This window comes from Psychrobacter sp. AOP30-A2-5 (assembly GCF_052378115.1).
Taxonomy (GTDB): domain Bacteria; phylum Pseudomonadota; class Gammaproteobacteria; order Pseudomonadales; family Moraxellaceae; genus Psychrobacter.
Map to the genome: position 1 here is coordinate 59,841 of NZ_JBQSXK010000005.1, position 18,681 is coordinate 78,521.

General features: G+C 43.1%; 18 protein-coding genes and 1 pseudogene. 6 read left to right on the forward strand and 13 right to left on the reverse strand.

Annotated elements, in window-relative coordinates; translation table 11 throughout:
* Window positions 1-55: 55 nt before the first annotated feature.
* From ACT3S4_RS05650 to ilvA, 9 genes and pseudogenes are all read right to left on the reverse strand, one after another.
* Window positions 56-958, reverse strand: coding sequence for a sulfite exporter TauE/SafE family protein (locus ACT3S4_RS05650; protein ID WP_444760659.1), 903 nt, complete (start codon window positions 956-958; stop codon window positions 56-58).
* Between the two features lie 208 nt (window positions 959-1,166).
* Window positions 1,167-1,463, reverse strand: coding sequence for a cbb3-type cytochrome oxidase assembly protein CcoS (gene ccoS, locus ACT3S4_RS05655; protein WP_087815953.1), 297 nt, complete (start codon window positions 1,461-1,463; stop codon window positions 1,167-1,169).
* 125 nt (window positions 1,464-1,588) lie between these two features.
* Window positions 1,589-2,362, reverse strand: a complete 774-nt coding sequence (locus tag ACT3S4_RS05660) for a YdcF family protein (protein ID WP_201539677.1) — start codon at window positions 2,360-2,362, stop codon at window positions 1,589-1,591.
* On the reverse strand, window positions 2,352-3,458 hold the full coding sequence (gene murB / locus ACT3S4_RS05665; RefSeq protein WP_201560288.1) for a UDP-N-acetylmuramate dehydrogenase: 1,107 nt from the start codon (window positions 3,456-3,458) through the stop codon (window positions 2,352-2,354). Before murB ends, ACT3S4_RS05660 begins: the two co-directional genes overlap by 11 nt.
* Window positions 3,459-3,592: 134 nt before the next feature.
* A complete protein-coding gene (locus tag ACT3S4_RS05670) occupies window positions 3,593-4,090 on the reverse strand; it encodes a low molecular weight protein-tyrosine-phosphatase (protein WP_201560224.1) in 498 nt (165 codons plus the stop codon).
* Between the two features lie 206 nt (window positions 4,091-4,296).
* The gene (locus tag ACT3S4_RS05675; RefSeq protein WP_201560225.1) at window positions 4,297-4,737 is read right to left on the reverse strand and encodes an RNA-binding S4 domain-containing protein; all 441 of its coding nucleotides are present in this window, start codon (window positions 4,735-4,737) and stop codon (window positions 4,297-4,299) included.
* 125 nt (window positions 4,738-4,862) lie between these two features.
* Window positions 4,863-5,555, reverse strand: coding sequence for an FMN-binding negative transcriptional regulator (locus ACT3S4_RS05680; RefSeq protein ID WP_201560226.1), 693 nt, complete (start codon window positions 5,553-5,555; stop codon window positions 4,863-4,865).
* A gap of 29 nt (window positions 5,556-5,584) precedes the next feature.
* Window positions 5,585-5,743 (reverse strand): annotated as a pseudogene (locus ACT3S4_RS05685) (excalibur calcium-binding domain-containing protein); the annotation flags it as partial.
* Window positions 5,744-6,090: 347 nt separating this feature from the next.
* The gene (gene ilvA, locus ACT3S4_RS05690) at window positions 6,091-7,644 is read right to left on the reverse strand and encodes a threonine ammonia-lyase, biosynthetic (protein WP_060491167.1); all 1,554 of its coding nucleotides are present in this window, start codon (window positions 7,642-7,644) and stop codon (window positions 6,091-6,093) included.
* Between the two features lie 193 nt (window positions 7,645-7,837).
* On the opposite strand from ilvA, the gene ACT3S4_RS05695 reads away from it, so the two are divergent.
* The 5 genes from ACT3S4_RS05695 to rpiA all read left to right on the forward strand — a co-directional run bounded on the left by ACT3S4_RS05695 (window position 7,838) and on the right by rpiA (window position 11,669).
* Window positions 7,838-8,212, forward strand: a complete 375-nt coding sequence (locus ACT3S4_RS05695) for an ArsR/SmtB family transcription factor (RefSeq protein WP_201560227.1) — start codon at window positions 7,838-7,840, stop codon at window positions 8,210-8,212.
* Between the two features lie 125 nt (window positions 8,213-8,337).
* Entirely contained in the window at window positions 8,338-8,742 is a 405-nt protein-coding gene (gene arsC / locus ACT3S4_RS05700) for an arsenate reductase (glutaredoxin) (RefSeq protein WP_201560228.1), read from the forward strand.
* A complete protein-coding gene (arsH, locus tag ACT3S4_RS05705; RefSeq protein WP_201560229.1) occupies window positions 8,732-9,478 on the forward strand; it encodes an arsenical resistance protein ArsH in 747 nt (248 codons plus the stop codon). The genes arsC and arsH overlap by 11 nt, the downstream gene beginning before the upstream one ends.
* An 81-nt stretch (window positions 9,479-9,559) precedes the next feature.
* Window positions 9,560-10,870: an arsenic transporter gene (locus ACT3S4_RS05710; protein WP_444760660.1), complete on the forward strand. Its 1,311-nt coding sequence runs from the start codon at window positions 9,560-9,562 to the stop codon at window positions 10,868-10,870.
* 139 nt (window positions 10,871-11,009) lie between these two features.
* A complete protein-coding gene (gene rpiA / locus ACT3S4_RS05715; RefSeq protein ID WP_060491162.1) occupies window positions 11,010-11,669 on the forward strand; it encodes a ribose-5-phosphate isomerase RpiA in 660 nt (219 codons plus the stop codon).
* Between the two features lie 131 nt (window positions 11,670-11,800).
* Here rpiA and argF read toward each other — a convergent pair whose 3' ends face one another.
* From argF to dnaB, 3 genes are all read right to left on the reverse strand, one after another.
* A complete protein-coding gene (gene argF / locus ACT3S4_RS05720) occupies window positions 11,801-12,718 on the reverse strand; it encodes an ornithine carbamoyltransferase (protein ID WP_193012283.1) in 918 nt (305 codons plus the stop codon).
* Between the two features lie 189 nt (window positions 12,719-12,907).
* A complete protein-coding gene (alr, locus tag ACT3S4_RS05725) occupies window positions 12,908-14,014 on the reverse strand; it encodes an alanine racemase (protein WP_238033883.1) in 1,107 nt (368 codons plus the stop codon).
* Window positions 14,015-14,178: 164 nt separating this feature from the next.
* Window positions 14,179-15,582, reverse strand: coding sequence for a replicative DNA helicase (gene dnaB, locus ACT3S4_RS05730; protein WP_055124901.1), 1,404 nt, complete (start codon window positions 15,580-15,582; stop codon window positions 14,179-14,181).
* A 335-nt stretch (window positions 15,583-15,917) separates the two neighbouring features.
* On the opposite strand from dnaB, the gene pdxA reads away from it, so the two are divergent.
* Window positions 15,918-17,021, forward strand: a complete 1,104-nt coding sequence (pdxA, locus tag ACT3S4_RS05735; RefSeq protein WP_444760661.1) for a 4-hydroxythreonine-4-phosphate dehydrogenase PdxA — start codon at window positions 15,918-15,920, stop codon at window positions 17,019-17,021.
* A gap of 195 nt (window positions 17,022-17,216) precedes the next feature.
* On the opposite strand, the gene ACT3S4_RS05740 is transcribed toward pdxA, so the two are convergent.
* Window positions 17,217-18,272, reverse strand: coding sequence for a DUF4238 domain-containing protein (locus tag ACT3S4_RS05740; protein ID WP_443557847.1), 1,056 nt, complete (start codon window positions 18,270-18,272; stop codon window positions 17,217-17,219).
* Window positions 18,273-18,681: the final 409 nt, after the last annotated feature.

Here is an 18,681-nt window from a genome sequence, read left to right on the forward strand (position 1 = left end):
GTGGATTTTGATGTTAAATGATTTTATATTTTAACAATATCTATTATCGATGATTCTATTGAGCTTGTTCCATCATTTCAGAATGTTCATCGTGGTTCATGTTGATCGCGCCATCACTCATATCATGCATACTATGATCCATACCTTGGGGGGTTGTGCTGTTATCAGTTGGCATCATATGATGGCTGCTGTGATCCATATTTGTATCCATCGGCATATCCGTCATTTCTGAATCGCTCATTTGCATATGATCGCCTTGCATATTGGACATATCATGCCCCCCATGCATGCTAGACATTGCTATAGGGACAAACACAACGGCTAAGCCAGATAATACCATGACAGCGCCATTAAGCTGTCTCAAGCGAAAACGTCCAATCTTGTCACGTAACCAGCCAACGGTTTCGTGCGTGGCGACTAGCATCGGTACGGTTCCTAAGCCAAACACAAACATGAGTGCGGCACCGCTTAGTGGATTGTGAGCGACCACTGCAATCAATAATGCACCATAAACCAATCCACAAGGCAAAAATCCCCAAAGCAGTCCAGCCGTTAATGCTCGCGGAAAGGTATTGAGTGGAAATACTTTTTGACGAAGTGGGCTGAGATATTGCCAAAATCGCATACCAAAACGCTCAAGATTTTTTAAAAATGGTGCGCCAAGCATGGTCACGCCGACGAATACTAACACCAAGCCTAGCAAGATACGTGGCGTACTATTACCTTTCATTAAGGGCTCTAGTACAGTGGTGCCAATCAGTCCTGCCATCAAACCCAAAAATGCGTAACTGGTCAAACGACCTAAATGGTAAGTTGCCACAAGAGCACGGCGTTTGGTCGGGCTGACGTCTTTCATCGATAGCCCAAATGCTGTCACCAGACCGCCACACATGCCTAAGCAATGCGGTGAACCAAAAAAGCCCATCAGTAGTGCCGCAATAAGTAAAGCGGTGGTCATGGGGCGATTCTCCTAAAAAACGAAAAGCAAACCTACACATAAAATCGGCATTTAACCAACACTTAACAGTAGGCTGCGCAGATAGTACAAGCCTTGATAAGTGGTTATGGCATCCACCTCGTTCAATGTACTAAGTCGTACTATTTGCGCTCGGTTGCCATATATTCACACTTTCAATAGCTTCTACTATAGATAAAGTGGCTCAATGCTAGATTTTTGGCTGTTTATCAAGGTCAGCATGATCAATTGACTCTATATCAGGATGGCTCACCTTATCATCAGCGACTATATCAGTCACTGTGGTATCGTCATTCTGCGAAATAGGCGCTGAGTAATCATGAGCCTGTATGGTCTGCCGTCGCTCTTGGCGATCATCCAATATGATGCGCTGTGATGCATTGTCCAGATCTTCAAACTGATTTGATTTGACCGCATAGCGTACCGCCCAAATGGCAACCACAAACAGCATGAGACTTAATGGAATTAACAAAAATATACTGAGCATGGTAACTCTCTTAAATAGCATTTTCTTTTATTATTATACACTCATCACAAGTATAGTGGATGACCGGTAGTGATTAGGGTGAGTTCTCAAAAGATATTGAACTGGCTACCTGCTTGTATTTAACTTTATTCGTCAGGTTTTTTTGCTGCGTTACCTCTAGGGGTTAACAGCTGCTGTGAGGTCACGTCGTTGGCATGACGACAATTCATTTGAGGACGTATCACATCGCGTAAATAAGCGGCAACTTCATAAACAGCGCGTCGAGAATGACTTAAGTTTTGCGCAGGTTTCATCCAGTCACGGCTCACTGGTAAAGGGGCGCTAAGTGGTGTGCTATTGATACCGTTTAAGGCAAACTGTCTACGAGCACGTGCCATATGGTAGCTGTCAGTAATGAGATACACATGACGCAGTGGAATACGTTTGGCGGTAAAACGCGCATTTTCGCAGGTATTCATACTGGCATTTTCGCTTATCAGCCCATCAATACCATGCTCAATGAGCCATTGACCAAGCCACGGCGCTTCAGCACCGCTTAGTACAATAGGTAAGGGTAAGTCGTGATAAGCGCTGGCAGCGGTACGGGCGCGGTTGAGGCTGTAGCTATTAAGAATAATTTGATTGTCATGATCATTGGTTAGTCCGCCGCCTAAAACCACATAAGCGGTAGGCGGTGAACTCAAGGCAGCAGAGGGTAGGCTGGGCAATGGCAAAAGCGTAAATAGATAAACAATAGCTTGGGAGAACAGCGGCGTGAATAGGCTGATGAGTACTAAAATAACAGTCGTTGAACCAAGTAAAAAGGTAATATTAATAATACGAAATAGCTTTATCATACGCTCAGCTGAACGCAGGTAATAACGCCATAGTCGCTTAGATAATAGCCGCTTAGACCACATGCTCATCATACCCAATAGAGCCGTCAGTATTTACCCAAACTGGCTCACGCGCTAACTGAATCGCAAATTTTTCATAAACCGTATTGACGATATGTCGTTGGGCATCTGCTACATTGTTTTGAGTGGCGTGATAAGGGGCATGATTGGTCAGCACCAAGGCTTGCTGCTGATGGGTGACAATCGGTGCAATACCACCACCTTTCAAGCCTGTCTGTTCAATCAACCAGCCTGCCGCAACCTTTATCATGGCATCAGGCATAGCGTAGCCGACGATAGTAGGGTAGGTCGATTGTAAAGCAATAAAGTGCGATTGAGGAATAATGGGGTTTTGAAAAAAGCTACCACAATTTGGCAGCTGCTTGGGATTAGGGAGTTTTTGTTGACGAATATCGATAATCGCTTGCATGATATCCGCAGGCACTGGCTGCGTACGATCGTCTTGCTCGGCATATCGTTGCGCAACGGTTTGCACATCACCATAGCTGGCTAGGATTTTGGTTGCATCGGTATGTAATCTGAATCCAACACAGCTGATTAACCAAGTATTAGGCGCACGTTTAAAAATGCTGTCACGATAGCCAAACTCGCAGTCGGCGGCTGTGAGATGATGCCAAGTTTGAGTGGGTAAGTGATAGGCTCGTACATACTGTAAGCAGTCTTCTAGTTGGACACCATAAGCACCGATATTTTGTACGGGTGCCGCACCAGTTAGCCCTGGGATTAGTGCCAGATTTTCTAGCCCATACCAACCTTGACTGACCGTATATACCACCAAGTCATGCCAGTTTTCGCCTGCCATTACTGCGATATCGACGTGGCTATCTGTCTGAGCGATGAGGCTGATACCGCGCATTTGGGGCTGCAATACGATAGCATTCAGATGCGCTGGTAATAACACATTACTGCCGCCAGACAATACAAATAATGGCTTGTTTTGCGCTATGTCTTTTGTATAATTTGCCATAAAATCGTCAAGCTGTGCTTCAGCCGTCAGTGTCACGACAGTATCCGCGACACAGGCTAAGGCCATGGTATTACCATGTGACAAATCGACTAATTCACGGGTCAATAAGCTCGCTGGCAAATCAGTGGTCATGGCAAATTGAGTACTAGAATCCAAGCGTGAAACTGAGGTCATAACATAGCCCATGTGGCAGATAGATAATGGATTACACAGTGTTTATTATAAAGGATGAAAGATAAAAAGGTGGCAGAAAGTTAGCTTTATCGTTAGCAAGCTTTCCAGCTTTCAATCCACGCTTGTGCGCTTGACTCAATACGCTCGATCACTTCTTCAAAGTCATCACCATCGCCTTTATAAGGATCTGGCACATCGTCGCCGCCATAAGTAGGATCTTCCTCACTAAATAAAGCCAACTTGGCCAAATTGTCTTCTGTCCCTATCAAGCTGTCTTTGATGGCTTGTAAATCAGCTAAATTCTGTGTATCCATTGCTAGAATTAAATCAAAATTACGAAAGTCATCGGCACTGACTTGGCGGGCGACCAGTTTATTGATTTTATAACCATGCGCTTTTGCATGGCGTTGCGAGCGAGTGTCGGGCGCATGACCAATATGCGAGTCACTCGTTCCTGCTGAATCTACTTTGATTGACAATCCAGCAATCGCTGCTTGCTGACGAAAGACTTCTTCAGCCGTTGGCGATCGGCAAATATTTCCCAAACAAACCAATAATACAGAAGACGGAGTACAGGTTTTCATCAGCATAATATGACCTTGTATAACAAAAAAACATGCTATAAGAGACCGGCATGTTAGTGCGGCTTTTATTAGCATGCAATTAATTAAGTAAATCGGCTGTCAGCGTAACGGTTAATGCCTTGAATGGCAAGAGTAGAAGCTAAACAATACGGTCATCTGTTCACGAATTTTCGATGATATTATTTATAATCTAAGGTCGTGCTTTGACCAGCTTATTCTTGTTTATGCTTAAAGCGTTGAAGGTCACGGCGCTCTTTTTTGTTGGGTTTATTATCAGGCCGTGCAAGATTGGCAAGTTTGCGCTGCTCAGCATGATAAGCGCGGCGCTCTTCGCTTTCTTCAGTTTCTGAATACAAAATTTCAGCAGCGAGCGCATTACCACGTTGCGCCGTTAGTGCTTCAACGACCACGGTCTTTTCAGTCATAGCAGTGGCTGAGCCTTGACGAATCTGTAGTTCATCACCAACCATAATCTCTTTGCTGGTCTTTACGCGGCTACCCGCATAATGTACCCGTCCGCTTTCGATGGCTTCTTTGGCGAGATTACGTGTCCGATAAAATCGTGCTGCCCACAACCACTTATCGAGGCGCATACGCACGACATCAGGTTGGCTATGGTTAGGCTGATTGTGGTTTTTGTTGTGTTTACTCATCAAAACCTCATAGATATCCATAAAGTAAGATAATATTAATGGTGCTTTTTTTGCAAATTGAAAGAGCCTTGCGCTATCAAAATGTTTAAAAATAGATTCTTATGGTGAAGAGCGAAAGTCTCGTCTTAGCCATTATTCTGATTGGCAACTTTCATCGCCATTTCAGCCGCATCATTTGTCTTTAACTGCGCTAAACCATTAATCACACCTGTGATATTTTCTACGGTTTTATTTTGGCTTAATTTAAATTGGGCTTGTATAGAATCGATGGGCAGCTTAAAGCCAATAATCCCTCGGCACATAGCATCGATATAAGTAGCAGGTGCCTCATCTAATGACCAAGGATGGTCGGATAGCACCTCTTGCTGCGCAGTCATGGTTGCTAATATCCATTTCAGCGTATCGGTGTCTTCAAGCAGCTCAATTTTGGATTGAATATGGACGCTTTGATAGTTCCAAGTGGGCACTTCTTTATGGGTTTTCGCTTTGCTAGGATACCAGTTGGGGCTGATATAATGTCCAGAATCTTGAAAAATAATTAACCACGAAGTATCTGGTAAGGTGTTCTGATAAATAGGGTTTTCACGACCGAAATGACCGTAAAGATAGCCGTGCTGAGCATTAGAGTTAATATCAGAACCAACACCAACACCAACACTAGCATCAGGCATAAAGTTATCGTTATGCCAGAAGAGCGGTATATGGCAGGCTTCAATGCCATCTTTGGTTTGAGTAATCAAGGTCGCTAAGGGATTGGCTGCGATAAATCCAATGATGTTTTCTAGGTTTTCTGCGGAAAAAATATCAGGAATATGCATGCTGTTCTCAGTTTATATTTGACATAAAATCAGCGACACCACTGCTGCTCACATGGGATACCATCATTGTTACCATCCATTTTGGTATTCGGGCAGTGTTGTACAAAGTAAGTGGCTTCTGCGCATGACGTCATCTGAGAGCAATGCTTTCTGCCATCACAGGTAAAGCTTGATGCTGATGCTGACGACGTGAGTACTGGTTTTACTGCCGAGACTGATGTTGACGTTGCATCTGAGTCGACGTACGTTGGCGGTATATCATCCAGATCAGTTGAGGTAAAATCAGCGTCAACTGGAGTATCAGTCGCAACGTTAGCAATAGGGTTACTGGTCGTGTTGTCAGGTTGCAGCATCTTATAACCCAAAAGTGCTAAAACCAGTAATAATATAAAGATCAATATCTTTTGAGTCACGGTTTACCACCTCATCATGGTCGCTATGAATTAATGAAAGCTACCAATGCATAATCACTGTTCATTCATCAATGGCTTTTTAGTGATTAACAAACAGCCATTGATGGATTGATAGTCTATTTTTATTTCAAAAATAATTGATAGCCAATATTGTCATTGAGCATGGTGCAGTCATAGCCGATATCGAGTAACGCGTCTTGTAATTGACGAGAATTACCTTCAGACGCTTGCAAACCGACCAATACGCGACCTTCGGCGGCACCATGATTGCGATAATGAAACAAAGTGATATTAAAGTCATCACCCAGTTTTTCTAAAAACTTCAGCAATGCCCCTGGACGTTCAGGGAAAACCACACTTAATAATTGCTCGTTTGCAACATGCGCATGACCACCAATCAAATGGCGGATATGTGATTTGGCAATATCATCATCGGTCAGATCATGAGCCGTGTAGCCATCAGCTGCCAATTGGGTGCGAATGGTTTTACGCTCTTTGTCGCCTTCTTTTAGTGCGATACCGACGAATATTGATGCAGGTTCCATAGAGTCAGGTGATTTTTTGCTATCGGCGCGATAATTAAACTCAGTGATATTGCGTCCATGTAAGCTACGGCAGAAATTTAAGAAAGCGCCTGTCTGCTCAGGAATTGTCACACCAAAGATGGCTTCTTTTTTCTCACCAATTTCAGTACGCTCAGCGATATAACGTAGGCGGTCAAAGTTCATATTGGCACCGCAAATAATACCGACGCAGTTTTTACCTTGCAGATTATGGGCTTCGATATATTTTTTCATACCAGCAACGGGTAACGCGCCCGCAGGCTCAACGATACTGCGATTTTCTTCAAAGATGTCTTTAACCGCCGCGCATACTTCGTCATTGGTACAAGTCACGACTTCAGGCTCGACTAAAGGACCTGACTTATCACTCTTTTGCATACGAACAATTTCAAATGGCAGTTCGCCGATTTGAGCAACCGCCACGCCATCGACGAACAGCCCAACTTGCTCAAGCTTAACGCGCTCATTGGCTTCAAGCGCCGCTTTAAGAGAAGCTGATTGCTCTGCTTCTACCGCAATCACTTTGACATGCGGCGCAACTTCACCTAAGAATGCCGCGACACCTGAGATGAGACCACCACCGCCAACCGCGACAAACACATAATCCATATTGCGCCATTGCTGAGTGAGCTCAAGACCAATGGTACCTTGTCCGGCAATCACCAATTCATCATCGTAAGGTGGGATAAAAGTCAGACCTTCTGTTTCAGCGCGATTGATTGCATAACGGTTGGCTTCATCGAAGCTATCACCATACAAATCGACATTGCCGCCAAGCGCCTTTACCGCATCCACTTTAATGTCAGGGGTGGTGGTCGGCATCACGATGATATTGTTTAGGGCAAGTTTACGGGCGGAGTAAGCAACCCCTTGTGCGTGATTACCTGCTGATGCACAAATGACGCCGCGTGCTTTTTGCTCATCACTTAATTGACTAATTCGATTATAGGCACCACGCAATTTAAAGGATTTGACCGGTTGCAAGTCTTCGCGTTTAAAACGAATGTCATTAGCAAAACGTTGGGTCAGCTTGGGCGCCGCTTCAAGTGGTGTTTGAATTGCCACGTCATAGACGGTGGCTTGCAAGATGGCTCGTACCCAATGTGACAGCATAATGTTCCCTAATAAAAAGTGTGGATGAATAGAAAAATTAAATAGATTAGCCTATGCTGATTTTAACGGTCTTGCAAGACCCTATTGCAGTTTTTGCAGCGATTTTAAGTTTTGATGAAAGATAGGGTGATTTTATCTCAATATTTTTAAAAAAAATATTGAATTATTTCCATATGTCTGTATTATTGGACATATGGAAATAATAAATGCTATCGCAAGCTTTGCTGCGCTCTCTCAAGATACTCGTCTCAAGGCCTTTAGGTTGCTTGTCAGCCAAGAGCCCGTTGGTCTGCCAGCAGGTGAAATTGCTCGTCAACTGTCTGTGCCGCACAATACGATGTCAGCACATTTATCAGTGCTGGCTCGTGCCGGGTGGGTGGTGTCTCAACGGCACAGTCGGCAGATAATTTATCGCGCCTCACTGTCACATATGGAGGAGGTTATTCAGTTTCTATTGCAAGATTGTTGTGCGGGACATCCAGAATTGTGTGCGTCTCTTATGGACAGTCTGAGCGGATGTGAGCGTGCTAAACCTACTGATGCAGACAGTCTTTCAAATAATCAGTAAGCCCATAACTGATTTAACAAACCTCTTTATTACTAGGGCGTGTCCTCATTTTTAGCTCATTTAGTCAATTTTTTTAAGATTGAGGACATACCCTAAGCATATTCATAAATATAGGTAAAATTACTATGACATCACTAATTTTTCACAATCCAAAATGCGGTACGTCTCGCAATACATTGGCCATCATGAAAGCCTCAGGCGAAAATCCAGAAGTAATTGAATATCTTAAAACCCCACCAAGCCGCGATCATTTAGTTGAGCTGTTGGCAAAGATAAACCTTTCACCAAGAGAGCTGTTACGAAGCAAAGAACCTGTCAATGATGAGTTAGGATTACACAATCCTGAACTGTCTGACGATCAAATCATTGATGCGATGATTGACCATCCCATTTTAATCAATCGTCCTATCGTGGTCACCAATAAGGGCGCGGCATTATGCCGCCCCTCAGAACGCGTATTTGAATTATTAGACAATCCCGTGAGCAGCTTTACTAAAGAAGATGGGGAAGTGATTTATCATGGCAAATAAAACAGCAGATTTAGATGTAGTCGATTTGGGTGATTTGCCCAATATTGATGTAGACAGTATACAATCTATCGATATTGAGCCTTTAATTGGAACAAATGACCCGCGCCATGCGCCTAAAATATTGGTGCTATACGGCTCTCTACGCCAGCGCTCATTCTCTAAACTGGCCAGTGAAGAAGCGAGCCGTCTATTGCGTTGGTATGGTTGTGAGGTTCGAACCTTTGATCCGACGGGTTTGCCATTGCCTGATGCTGCTGATGCCAATCATCCAAAAGTACAAGAGCTGCGAGAGTTGGCGCAGTGGTCAGAAGGTATGCTGTGGGTGAGCCCAGAACGTCATGGCAGTATGACCAGTATTATGAAAGCACAAATTGACTGGATTCCATTGTCATTAGGTGGTGTGCGTCCAACCCAAGGCAAAACTTTGGCAGTGATGCAAGTCAGTGGTGGCAGTCAAAGCTTCAATACGGTTAACCAATTGCGCATTCTTGGGCGTTGGATGCGGATGATTACCATACCCAATCAGTCCTCTATTCCTAAAGCTTTTTTGGAATTTAACGACGATGATCGTATGGATAAGTCTCCTTTATATTTGCGTCTCGTGGATGTTTGTGAGGAGTTGGTGAAATTCACTTGGCTGACCCGTGGACGCTCAGCCTATCTGATTGACCGTTACTCTGAACGGGTAGAAAGCGCAGAGGAGCTGTCGCAGCGCGTCAATCAAAAATCACTCTAATGTATCCTCTCATCATTCATTTTCTAATGCTTGCTCTTACATAATTATTCTTATAATAATTAAGCCTAAAAAGGTTACTCAATGCTGGCATTAACTATCTTTATCGTGACTCTGGTTTTAGTGATATGGCAGCCCAAAGGACTGGGTATTGGCTGGAGTGCAATGGGCGGTGCGTTGATTGCCTTAGCTTTTGGCGTGGTAAAGCTCTCCGATATTGGTATTGTGTGGGACATCGTTTGGGATGCGACTTTTACCTTTGTGGCGCTTATCATTATCTCGCTTATCTTAGATAAAGCAGGATTTTTTGGCTGGGCAGCACTGCATGTGGCTAGGCTTGGCAATGGGCAAGGACGTTTGCTATTTCCTATGATTGTGATTTTAGGCGCGTTTATCTCGGCGTTTTTTGCCAATGATGGGGCAGCATTGCTACTGACACCGATTGTCATCGCTATCTTACTGCGTCTCAAATTCTCACCACCATCTGCTTTGGCTTTCATTATCGCAACAGGTTTCATTGCTGATACCGCAAGTCTGCCGTTAATCACTTCTAATCTGGTCAATATTGTTAGTGCCAATTATTTTGACATTGGATTTGGTCGTTATGCAGCAGTGATGATACCGGTCAATATTGTTTCTGTATTGGCGACGCTCGCCGTATTATGGTTAGTCTATGCGCGGCACATTCCAAAACACTACTCCATTGCTGATTTGAGTGCACCAGAGTCTGCGATTGAAGATCCGCTTGTCTTTAAAGTAGCCTTTCCACTGCTCGCGTTGCTACTTATTGCCTACTTTACGACTGAGTCATTGGGCATTGCCATCTCCTTGGTGACAGGAGTGGCGGCGTTACTGTTAATGGCTATCGCAGGTCGCTGGTGGCAAGGAGGGCGTGATGCCGTTGTTTCTGTATCTGATATCCTGCGTCAAGCACCTTGGCAAATCGTATTATTTTCCATCGGTATGTACTTGGTGGTTTATGGCTTGGGCAATGCAGGATTGACTGCCTATGGTGCTCAAGTATTGAATTGGCTAGGGCAGCAGGGTACGGTCATCGCAACAGTAGGAACTGGATTCCTCTCTGCTATTGTAGCCTCTGTTATGAATAATATGCCGTCTACTTTGGTTGGTGCACTGGCGATTGATAGCGCGCAGGTACCTGCTGCCACTCGAGAGCTCATGATTTATGCCAATGTGATTGGTAATGATTTGGGACCGAAATTCACACCTATCGGTAGTCTGGCGACTTTATTGTGGCTCCATGTATTGGCAGAAAAAGACTATAAAATCAGTTGGGGGCAGTATATGAAGATTGGACTGCTCATTACCCCGCCCGTACTATTGGTCACGCTACTGGCTTTGGTTGTTTGGTTGCCTTATCTGTCTTCATTTTAAAATTTGAGTGAATGTCTTGCGATTAGCGTGGCTATTACGCTGACATCCATTAAGCTCATCGGGTATAATGGCGGCGCATTTTACCTTTTTACCCTTTACTTTTTTTAAAGCGATACGTTTATTTTGCCAAGGATTTATGATGAGTGATCAGCAAGCACAAAAGCAAGCCGCCGCCAAAGCGGCTCTAAGTTATATCGAAGATGACATGATACTTGGAGTAGGCACAGGCAGTACGGTCAACTGTTTGATTGAATTATTACCGACAGTAAAGCTTGCTGGCGCAGTTGCCAGCTCACAGGTCACTGAAGACAAACTTCGTGCCCTTGGTATTGAAATCGTTGATTTGAACTTTGCTGGTACGCTTGATATTTATATCGATGGGGCAGATGAGGTCAATGAGCATTTGCAATTGATAAAAGGCGGTGGCGGCGCGCTCACTCGTGAGAAAATCGTGGCAGCGGCTTCTAACAAATTTATATGTATGGTTGATGAGAGCAAAAGCGTTGAGGTGCTAGGTCGCGAGTTTCCTGTTCCGATTGAGGTACTGCCGCAAGCACGTTCTTATGTCGCACGGCAATTAGCCCGTATGGGCGGTGAGCCAGTTTACCGCGAAGATTTTGTGACTGATTATGGTAATGTTATCTTAGATACTTATGATTTGGATGTGAGTAATCCGATAGCGCTTGAGAAAGAGCTGAATAATATTGTGGGTGTGGTGTGTAATGGTATTTTTGCGGCCAATCAAGCTGATGTATTGCTGAAAGCAGGTAGTAATGGTGTGACGACACTTATTCGTTAAAAAATGCTTACTCGTTAAAAATCGGTTAAGCAGTGTCTTATCGTTCATCAGAAACGAAAAAGGCAGATCACACTAAATGTGGTCTGCCTTTTTCGTACTTACTCTTCCATAAATAGATTATGGCTACATTTTTAAAGTTTTATTTTGTCTTGTAATAAGAATTCCATCAAGGCTTTTTGCGCATGTAAGCGATTTTCGGCTTCATCCCATACCACTGAGCGTGGATCGTCAAGCATATCATGAGAGATCTCCTCACCACGATGCGCGGGTAGACAATGCATAAATACCACTTCAGGATCGGCTTTGTCCAATAGTGATGGCGTTACTTGATAAGCGGCAAAACGGCGCGCACGAGTATTTTGTTCAGACTCTTGTCCCATGCTTGCCCATACATCGGTGACAATTAAATTTGAATCTTTCGCGGCTTCTTGTACGTTTTCGACAATACTGACGCAATGCGAGAAGCGTTTCATCAGCTCAGGGTCAGGCTCAAACCCATAAGGCGCAGCGACGCGTAGCTCAAAACCAAATTGATGAGCTGCTTGCATATAGGATGCACACATATTATTGCCATCACCGACCCAAGTAACGATTTTATTTTCGATACTTCCACGGTGCTCATAATAGGTTTGCATATCAGCCAGTAGCTGACAAGGATGAAATTCGTCAGTTAAAGCATTGATGATAGGCACACTTGAGTATTCAGCAAAGGTCTCAACTTTTTCGTGACCAAAGGTACGAATCATGATGATATCGACCATGCTCGATATGACACGAGCAGAGTCTTCTAGCGGCTCACCACGCCCAAGCTGGGTATCATTTGGCGACAAAAAGATAGCACTACCACCAAACTGACCCATACCCGTCTCAAACGAGATGCGCGTACGGGTTGAGGATTTTTCAAATATCATGCCAAGCGTACGACCAACAAATGGCTGATATATCTCGCCAGCATGTTGCATCTTACGTAATTCGCTGGCGCGTTTTATAAGGTTTTCTAGTTCTTGTTTGGTTAAATCAGATAAGGTCAAAAAATGGCGCAAACTCATAGTAATCCTAGCAGTCGATCGCAGTCAGTGAAACGTCATCAGTCTTTAATAGCATCGCGTCAGTGCGTATACTGGGGTGACAACAAACTTTTAGTATAGCGCAATTAGGCTTAATGTAAATGTCCAATTTGCCGTGATTTATAAGTCTGGCAAACAGACATTACATGAATAGTGACGAGGTCAGCATAATTATACTTGTATGCGATTTGGGCGAATGCTTAGGCGGCATAGTAGCTCATAGCTAATAGTACCTGCATGTGCGGCGACTTCATCGACGTGCGGAGCATCGCCCCACAGTATTACTTTGCTGTCTAACGCAATGTCTTCTGGTGCGGTACTGACATCAATGACAATCATATCCATTGCCACGCGTCCAATGACTGCGCATCGATAGCTTTGATCGTTGGTAGTATCTATAACAGTGACATAGGCTTCATCGCTGATGACACGAGGGTAACCATCACCGTAGCCGACACTCACCAGCGCTGTTCTAGTGTCTTTCTGCGCTGTCCAACGACTGCCATAACCAATAGCATTGTCTGCCTGAACTGTTTGCAGGGCGATAATTTGTGCGCTGAAATCCATCGCTGGCTGTAAGTCTAATTCATGCGCGCTTTTATCAATGACAGGGGCGCTACCATATAAAATAATGCCGGGACGTACCCAATCATAATGATGCTCTGGAAAATTAACGATACCGGCTGAATTACATAATGAGCCTTTGATATCGTTGCTAACAGTCTCTTGCAAAGTGCTTAATACATCTGAAAAACGCTGAATTTGCATCGTATTTAATGGATGAGTGCTGTCATCGGCATTAGCAAAATGTGTGGCTAGTATCAGCTGATATCCCGCTTCATGCAGGCGCTTAGCCGCTGCCATAATATCTTCAGCGTTGAAGCCTAGACGGTTCATACCAGTATTATATTTAAGCCAAACCACTCTGGTCGCACTATTGGCTGGTGGGATATTGTCTAGTGCCCACTGCAACTGCGGCGCATGGTGAATCACGCAGCTAATATCATGCTCAATGGCTTGCTGCCACTCATCAGCGGTAAATGCCCCTTCAATCAAACCAATGGTTTTGTCCCAGCCTAACTGCCGAGCTTCTAGCGCCTCAGTCAAGGTTGCAACACCAACACCGTCTGCTTGTTGCAATGCAGGCAATACCGCTGCCACGCCATGTCCGTAAGCGTTGGACTTGACCATGGCGAGAACTTTAGAGTTTGCTGCCATTTTCTTAACTTGGTTTAAGTTGTGAGTAATGGCTTGTGGTTTGATTGTGATAGTACGCATAATTGGCTTCTTTATAAGTAGAATTATGAAATTATAAAGCCAGTACTGCATCAATTGGGCTAATGCAGCACTGGCTATTTTATTAAAAACTATTTGTTCGCTTATGATTAAGCTTTAGTCTTTATCAGGCTCAGCTTTATTAGGCTAAAATTTTATAAGATTGATTACTCGTCGTTCTCGAAACTGACGTTTTGATAGTATTCTGGTGTTAGGTTAATAAAGCGGGTAAATTGCCCTTCAAAGCCCAAACGTATAGTGCCGATAGGGCCGTTACGCTGCTTACCAATAATGATTTCAGCCACGCCTTTGTGGTCTGTATTCTCATTATAAACCTCATCACGATAGATGAACATAATCAAATCGGCATCCTGCTCAATCGCACCAGATTCACGCAAATCCGACATGATAGGACGCTTGTTAGGGCGGTTTTCTAGACTACGGTTAAGCTGTGATAATGCAATAACAGGGCATTCAAGCTCACGTGCTAGCGCCTTGAGACTCCGTGAAATCTCAGAGATTTCCCCAACACGGTTGCCATCTAGGTTTGGCACTTTCATCAATTGCAGATAATCGACGACGATGGCGCCAAGCTTGCCGTCATGGTTTTTGGCGATACGGCGGCAGCGTGAACGCATCTCAGAGGGTGGCAGCGCTGTACTATCGTCAATATAAAGGTGCTTAGATTGCAAGTGCTGAATGGCATTCATCATTTTTGCCCATTCATCTTCATTCATTTGCCCAGAACGCAGATGCGTCTGATTAATCGCGCCCCATGAGGACAGCAAACGCATGACGATAGACTCAGCAGGCATCTCCATCGAAAACACCACAACAGGCAGATCTTCGTTAAATAAAATACCTTCTGCCAAGTTCATTGCAAAGGTGGTTTTACCCATAGAAGGGCGCGCAGCCACGATGATTAAGTCACCTGCCTGCAAGCCTTGGGTTTTATTATTCAACTCAGCAAACGGCGTCTGTAAACCAATCATGCCATCGGGATTGGATTTTAGCTCTTGAATCTTATCAATAACGTTGGTCAAAACAGCCGTAATACCCACAGGTCCACGTTGTTCAGCGCGTTTATTATGCTGCTCATTGATGCTAAATATCTTACCCTCAACACTGTCTAAAATATCACTGACGGTTTGGTCTTTAGGATTATAGGCGAGCGTAAGCATCTCATTGCCAGTCGTAATCAGTTGGCGTAGAGTAGATAGTTCACGAACGCGCTGAGCATAGGCGGTCAGGTTAAACAAGGTCGCAGGACTTTGGCTCAAAATATCTGCCAAGTAGCTATCGCCGCCTGCACTTTTAAGGAGTTTTTGTGCTTCAAGCCAGTCGTGTACCATGACCGTATCATAGGGTTCGTTGACTGCCGCTAAATGAGCAATAGCATCAAAAATATACTGATGTCGCCCTGCATAAAAATCATCTTTGGTAACGATATCAGCAATCTTGTCGTACGCCTCTTCGATACTCATTAAGGACGCGAGCAATGCCTTTTCAATGTCGATATTGTGCGGCGGTGTCTGATTGAGTAAGTCGTCGGTTTTTTCGTTGTCTGCCATGATTGCCTAATGTGTCAAAAGTCGATATAAAAGAGGGTATAAATGGGTATGTGATATCAGGGTTTCATTGGGTGCTGATACAGCAAATAAAACGCCACATGCCACTATAATTGAAGTACCAAAACCTGAGCTCGGTGTTGACCGGTAAATGCTATAATGAAAAGCGAAAGTTTAACACATAATAGGCTTTTTTCGGCACCGATAGATAACTATCTATTCTAGATGACGGTTGTAATAAGTAAAAAATCATCTATACAATATAAGTGTCAGTACTTATTTTCCCCATAAAAAATACAATAAAATTCACGACTCAATATAAATATAAAGGCGTAGTTATGATGCAAGATATACAAAAAAAATTGCCATTATTAATCACAACTGGTGAGCCTGCTGGTATTGGGATGGATATCGTGCTGCTATTAGCGGCTGAGGGTAAATTGCAAGATTTTGAACGTCCAATTTGGGTCACTGCCGATAGCACCGCTATGACAAAGCGCGCAGATGAGTTGGTTGCAGCTGATGTATTGAAAAACCTTCCCATCTGGCAAACTATTGATATCGATGCCGATGACTTTAATCTTAACGTTGTAGAGCAGATGTCGCAGCCAGATACGAACGTGGATAGTTCTTTTATTCTACTTAATATATCTTGTGCTGAGCCAGTTGTCTGCGGGAAAATTAACACGCGCAATTCAGCAATGGTTGCTAAGCAGTTAGACATTGCCCATCAGTTGGCAACCAACAAAATAGTGGCTGCTATCGTCACTGGACCATTGCAAAAGTCTGCATTGATAGAAGCTGATATTGAGCTATTAGATGGCACAATGTTTAGCGGTCATACAGAGTTTTTTATGCAGCAAAGTGGCTGTGATAAAGTGGTTATGATGCTCGCCAATAAAGCCATGAAAGTGGCGCTTGTTACCACTCATTTACCGCTAAAAGATATCCCTGCTGCAATCACGTCTGACAATGTACGCCAGACCGTACAAATTGTCGTCGATGAGATGAAAGCAAAATTTGGCTTAACGCAGCCACGTATTTTAGTCTGTGGTCTTAATCCACATGCAGGCGAGGGTGGGCATTTAGGCGTCGAGGAGATTGAGATTATCAATCCCGTATTGCATGAGTTTATCAAAGCAGGCGTCGATATATCAGAGGCAATGCCAGCGGATACCTTATTTACACCCAGACATCTAGCCAACTGTGATGCGGTGATTGCTATGTATCATGACCAAGGGTTGCCAGTGCTGAAATCACATGGTTTTGGTGATACCGTTAATTTAACCTTAGGACTGCCGTATATCCGTACGTCAGTTGATCATGGGACTGCGCTTGATTTAGCGGGACGCGGCGGCGCAAGTGCGACTAGCTTATACCAAGCACTACTGATGGCTAATGAGATGGCAGATAAATCGCTTATTAATAGACCTCTTGCATAAGTCAGTGCCTTGGCGAGGTTTTTAACTCAGTATTGGCTAACTTTGGTGTGAATGATGGCCATTTATAAGTCGTCAAACATGACCTGATATAAGTGGTTCCATTATGGCATTCTGTTTTAAGTGGTCTGTTAATGGGTTGAAAAGGTGAATTAACTTGTTCCACTGGTGTATGCATTAATAAATGATTTCGAAAAATTATCCTATTTTTACACTTGGTCCATATTTGTATTGCTCATTCATAGCAATCATTTTCTGTACCACTTCGAAATCATCTATTGTAGAAAAAACATATCTTTCAGATTGTGCGACTTGCAAACTATTTAAATGTTTCAGCTTCTCATCTTGTATAAGATATGAGCTACCATCTTCAAAGCTTTCTGCCATTTCTATGCATGAATTTAGATTTTTTACCGCTTGCAAAAACTCAGTCTCAGTTTGCCCCGCATCATCTAGAACCAACTTCTTTTGAGACGCATCCAATGCGTTGAAAAGATCCACTATTACGTTAGGTTTATTTAATATCTTTGCTGATTCTTGAGTCTTCAACTTGGCAACCGAAGGACAAATTAAACCCAATGTAATATTGGATGACAGTGGAATATAAATCTCTATCCCTTCAAGGGCAATGCCCAAGTTGCCATATACCCCCATATTAATACTGTTGTATAGTGTGACTGGATTATCAGATATGAAAAATGGGTTTTCTTTTGTTGTCTCAAAAAGTATCCAGGACTTTTCTAAAAAAATTGATATTACTTCTTCTTGACTTACTATTCCATTGAGAAAAATATTTTTACGATCGTTTAACCCTTCCGTTCCAAACCCAGTTTCTACTTTCTCACTCGAAGGATGCATTTGTGTGAGACGTATATCAAGAACGCTAGCCATACGCTCTATTAACTGCAAACGTGTATGTGTCCTTGATTGCTGCACAGCTATGAATTCAGCGATTTTGTACTTATCCTCTTCAGATAACCAAGAAATACTTTTTTCTTCAACTATTTTTTTAATTAACGGAGCTGCTTGATCTTCATATACACCAAGAACGGGCTCCAAACTTATTGACGCAGGATCATCTACAAAGTTATAAAATGAATTCATGGTTGTTGCGTTAAATACAGTTTGTTCAAAAACTTTTTCATTCAATTTATCAAAAGTAAACAACCTATTTCTCTTACCACTTGTCTCAAAACTAAACTTATCCAATAAAAATCGGGGTACGGTATGCTGCTTCTTAACATCAGTAGTCATTTTCAAAGTTTTGTTCCTTAGCATATTAAAGTCAAATAATTATTTAGCGTTCCATATCTTTATTAACAAGTATGCTGCATAAGTAACCGATATCGCAAATCTGAGCTGAAATATTTGATATTGAATTCGAGATGCTGACCTTTTGTACACTCAGAAGCATACTGGTACTACAACAGCCAAAGATTCAAGTCCTTACTAGGGAACCTTATATATAACCAACATTATACCAAATGGTTTTAGAACAAAAAAAACACTGTCTCGGTTGCGCTAATGTATGGGTAGTTTAATAATAAAATATCTCAAAAATACAGTGCAATTATGAGCTGTGTTATAATTCATCATTATAAAACTAGCACATTGCTGGCATTGCCTTATCGACCCTCTCTTTTTTATCTATGAAGACTTTTTT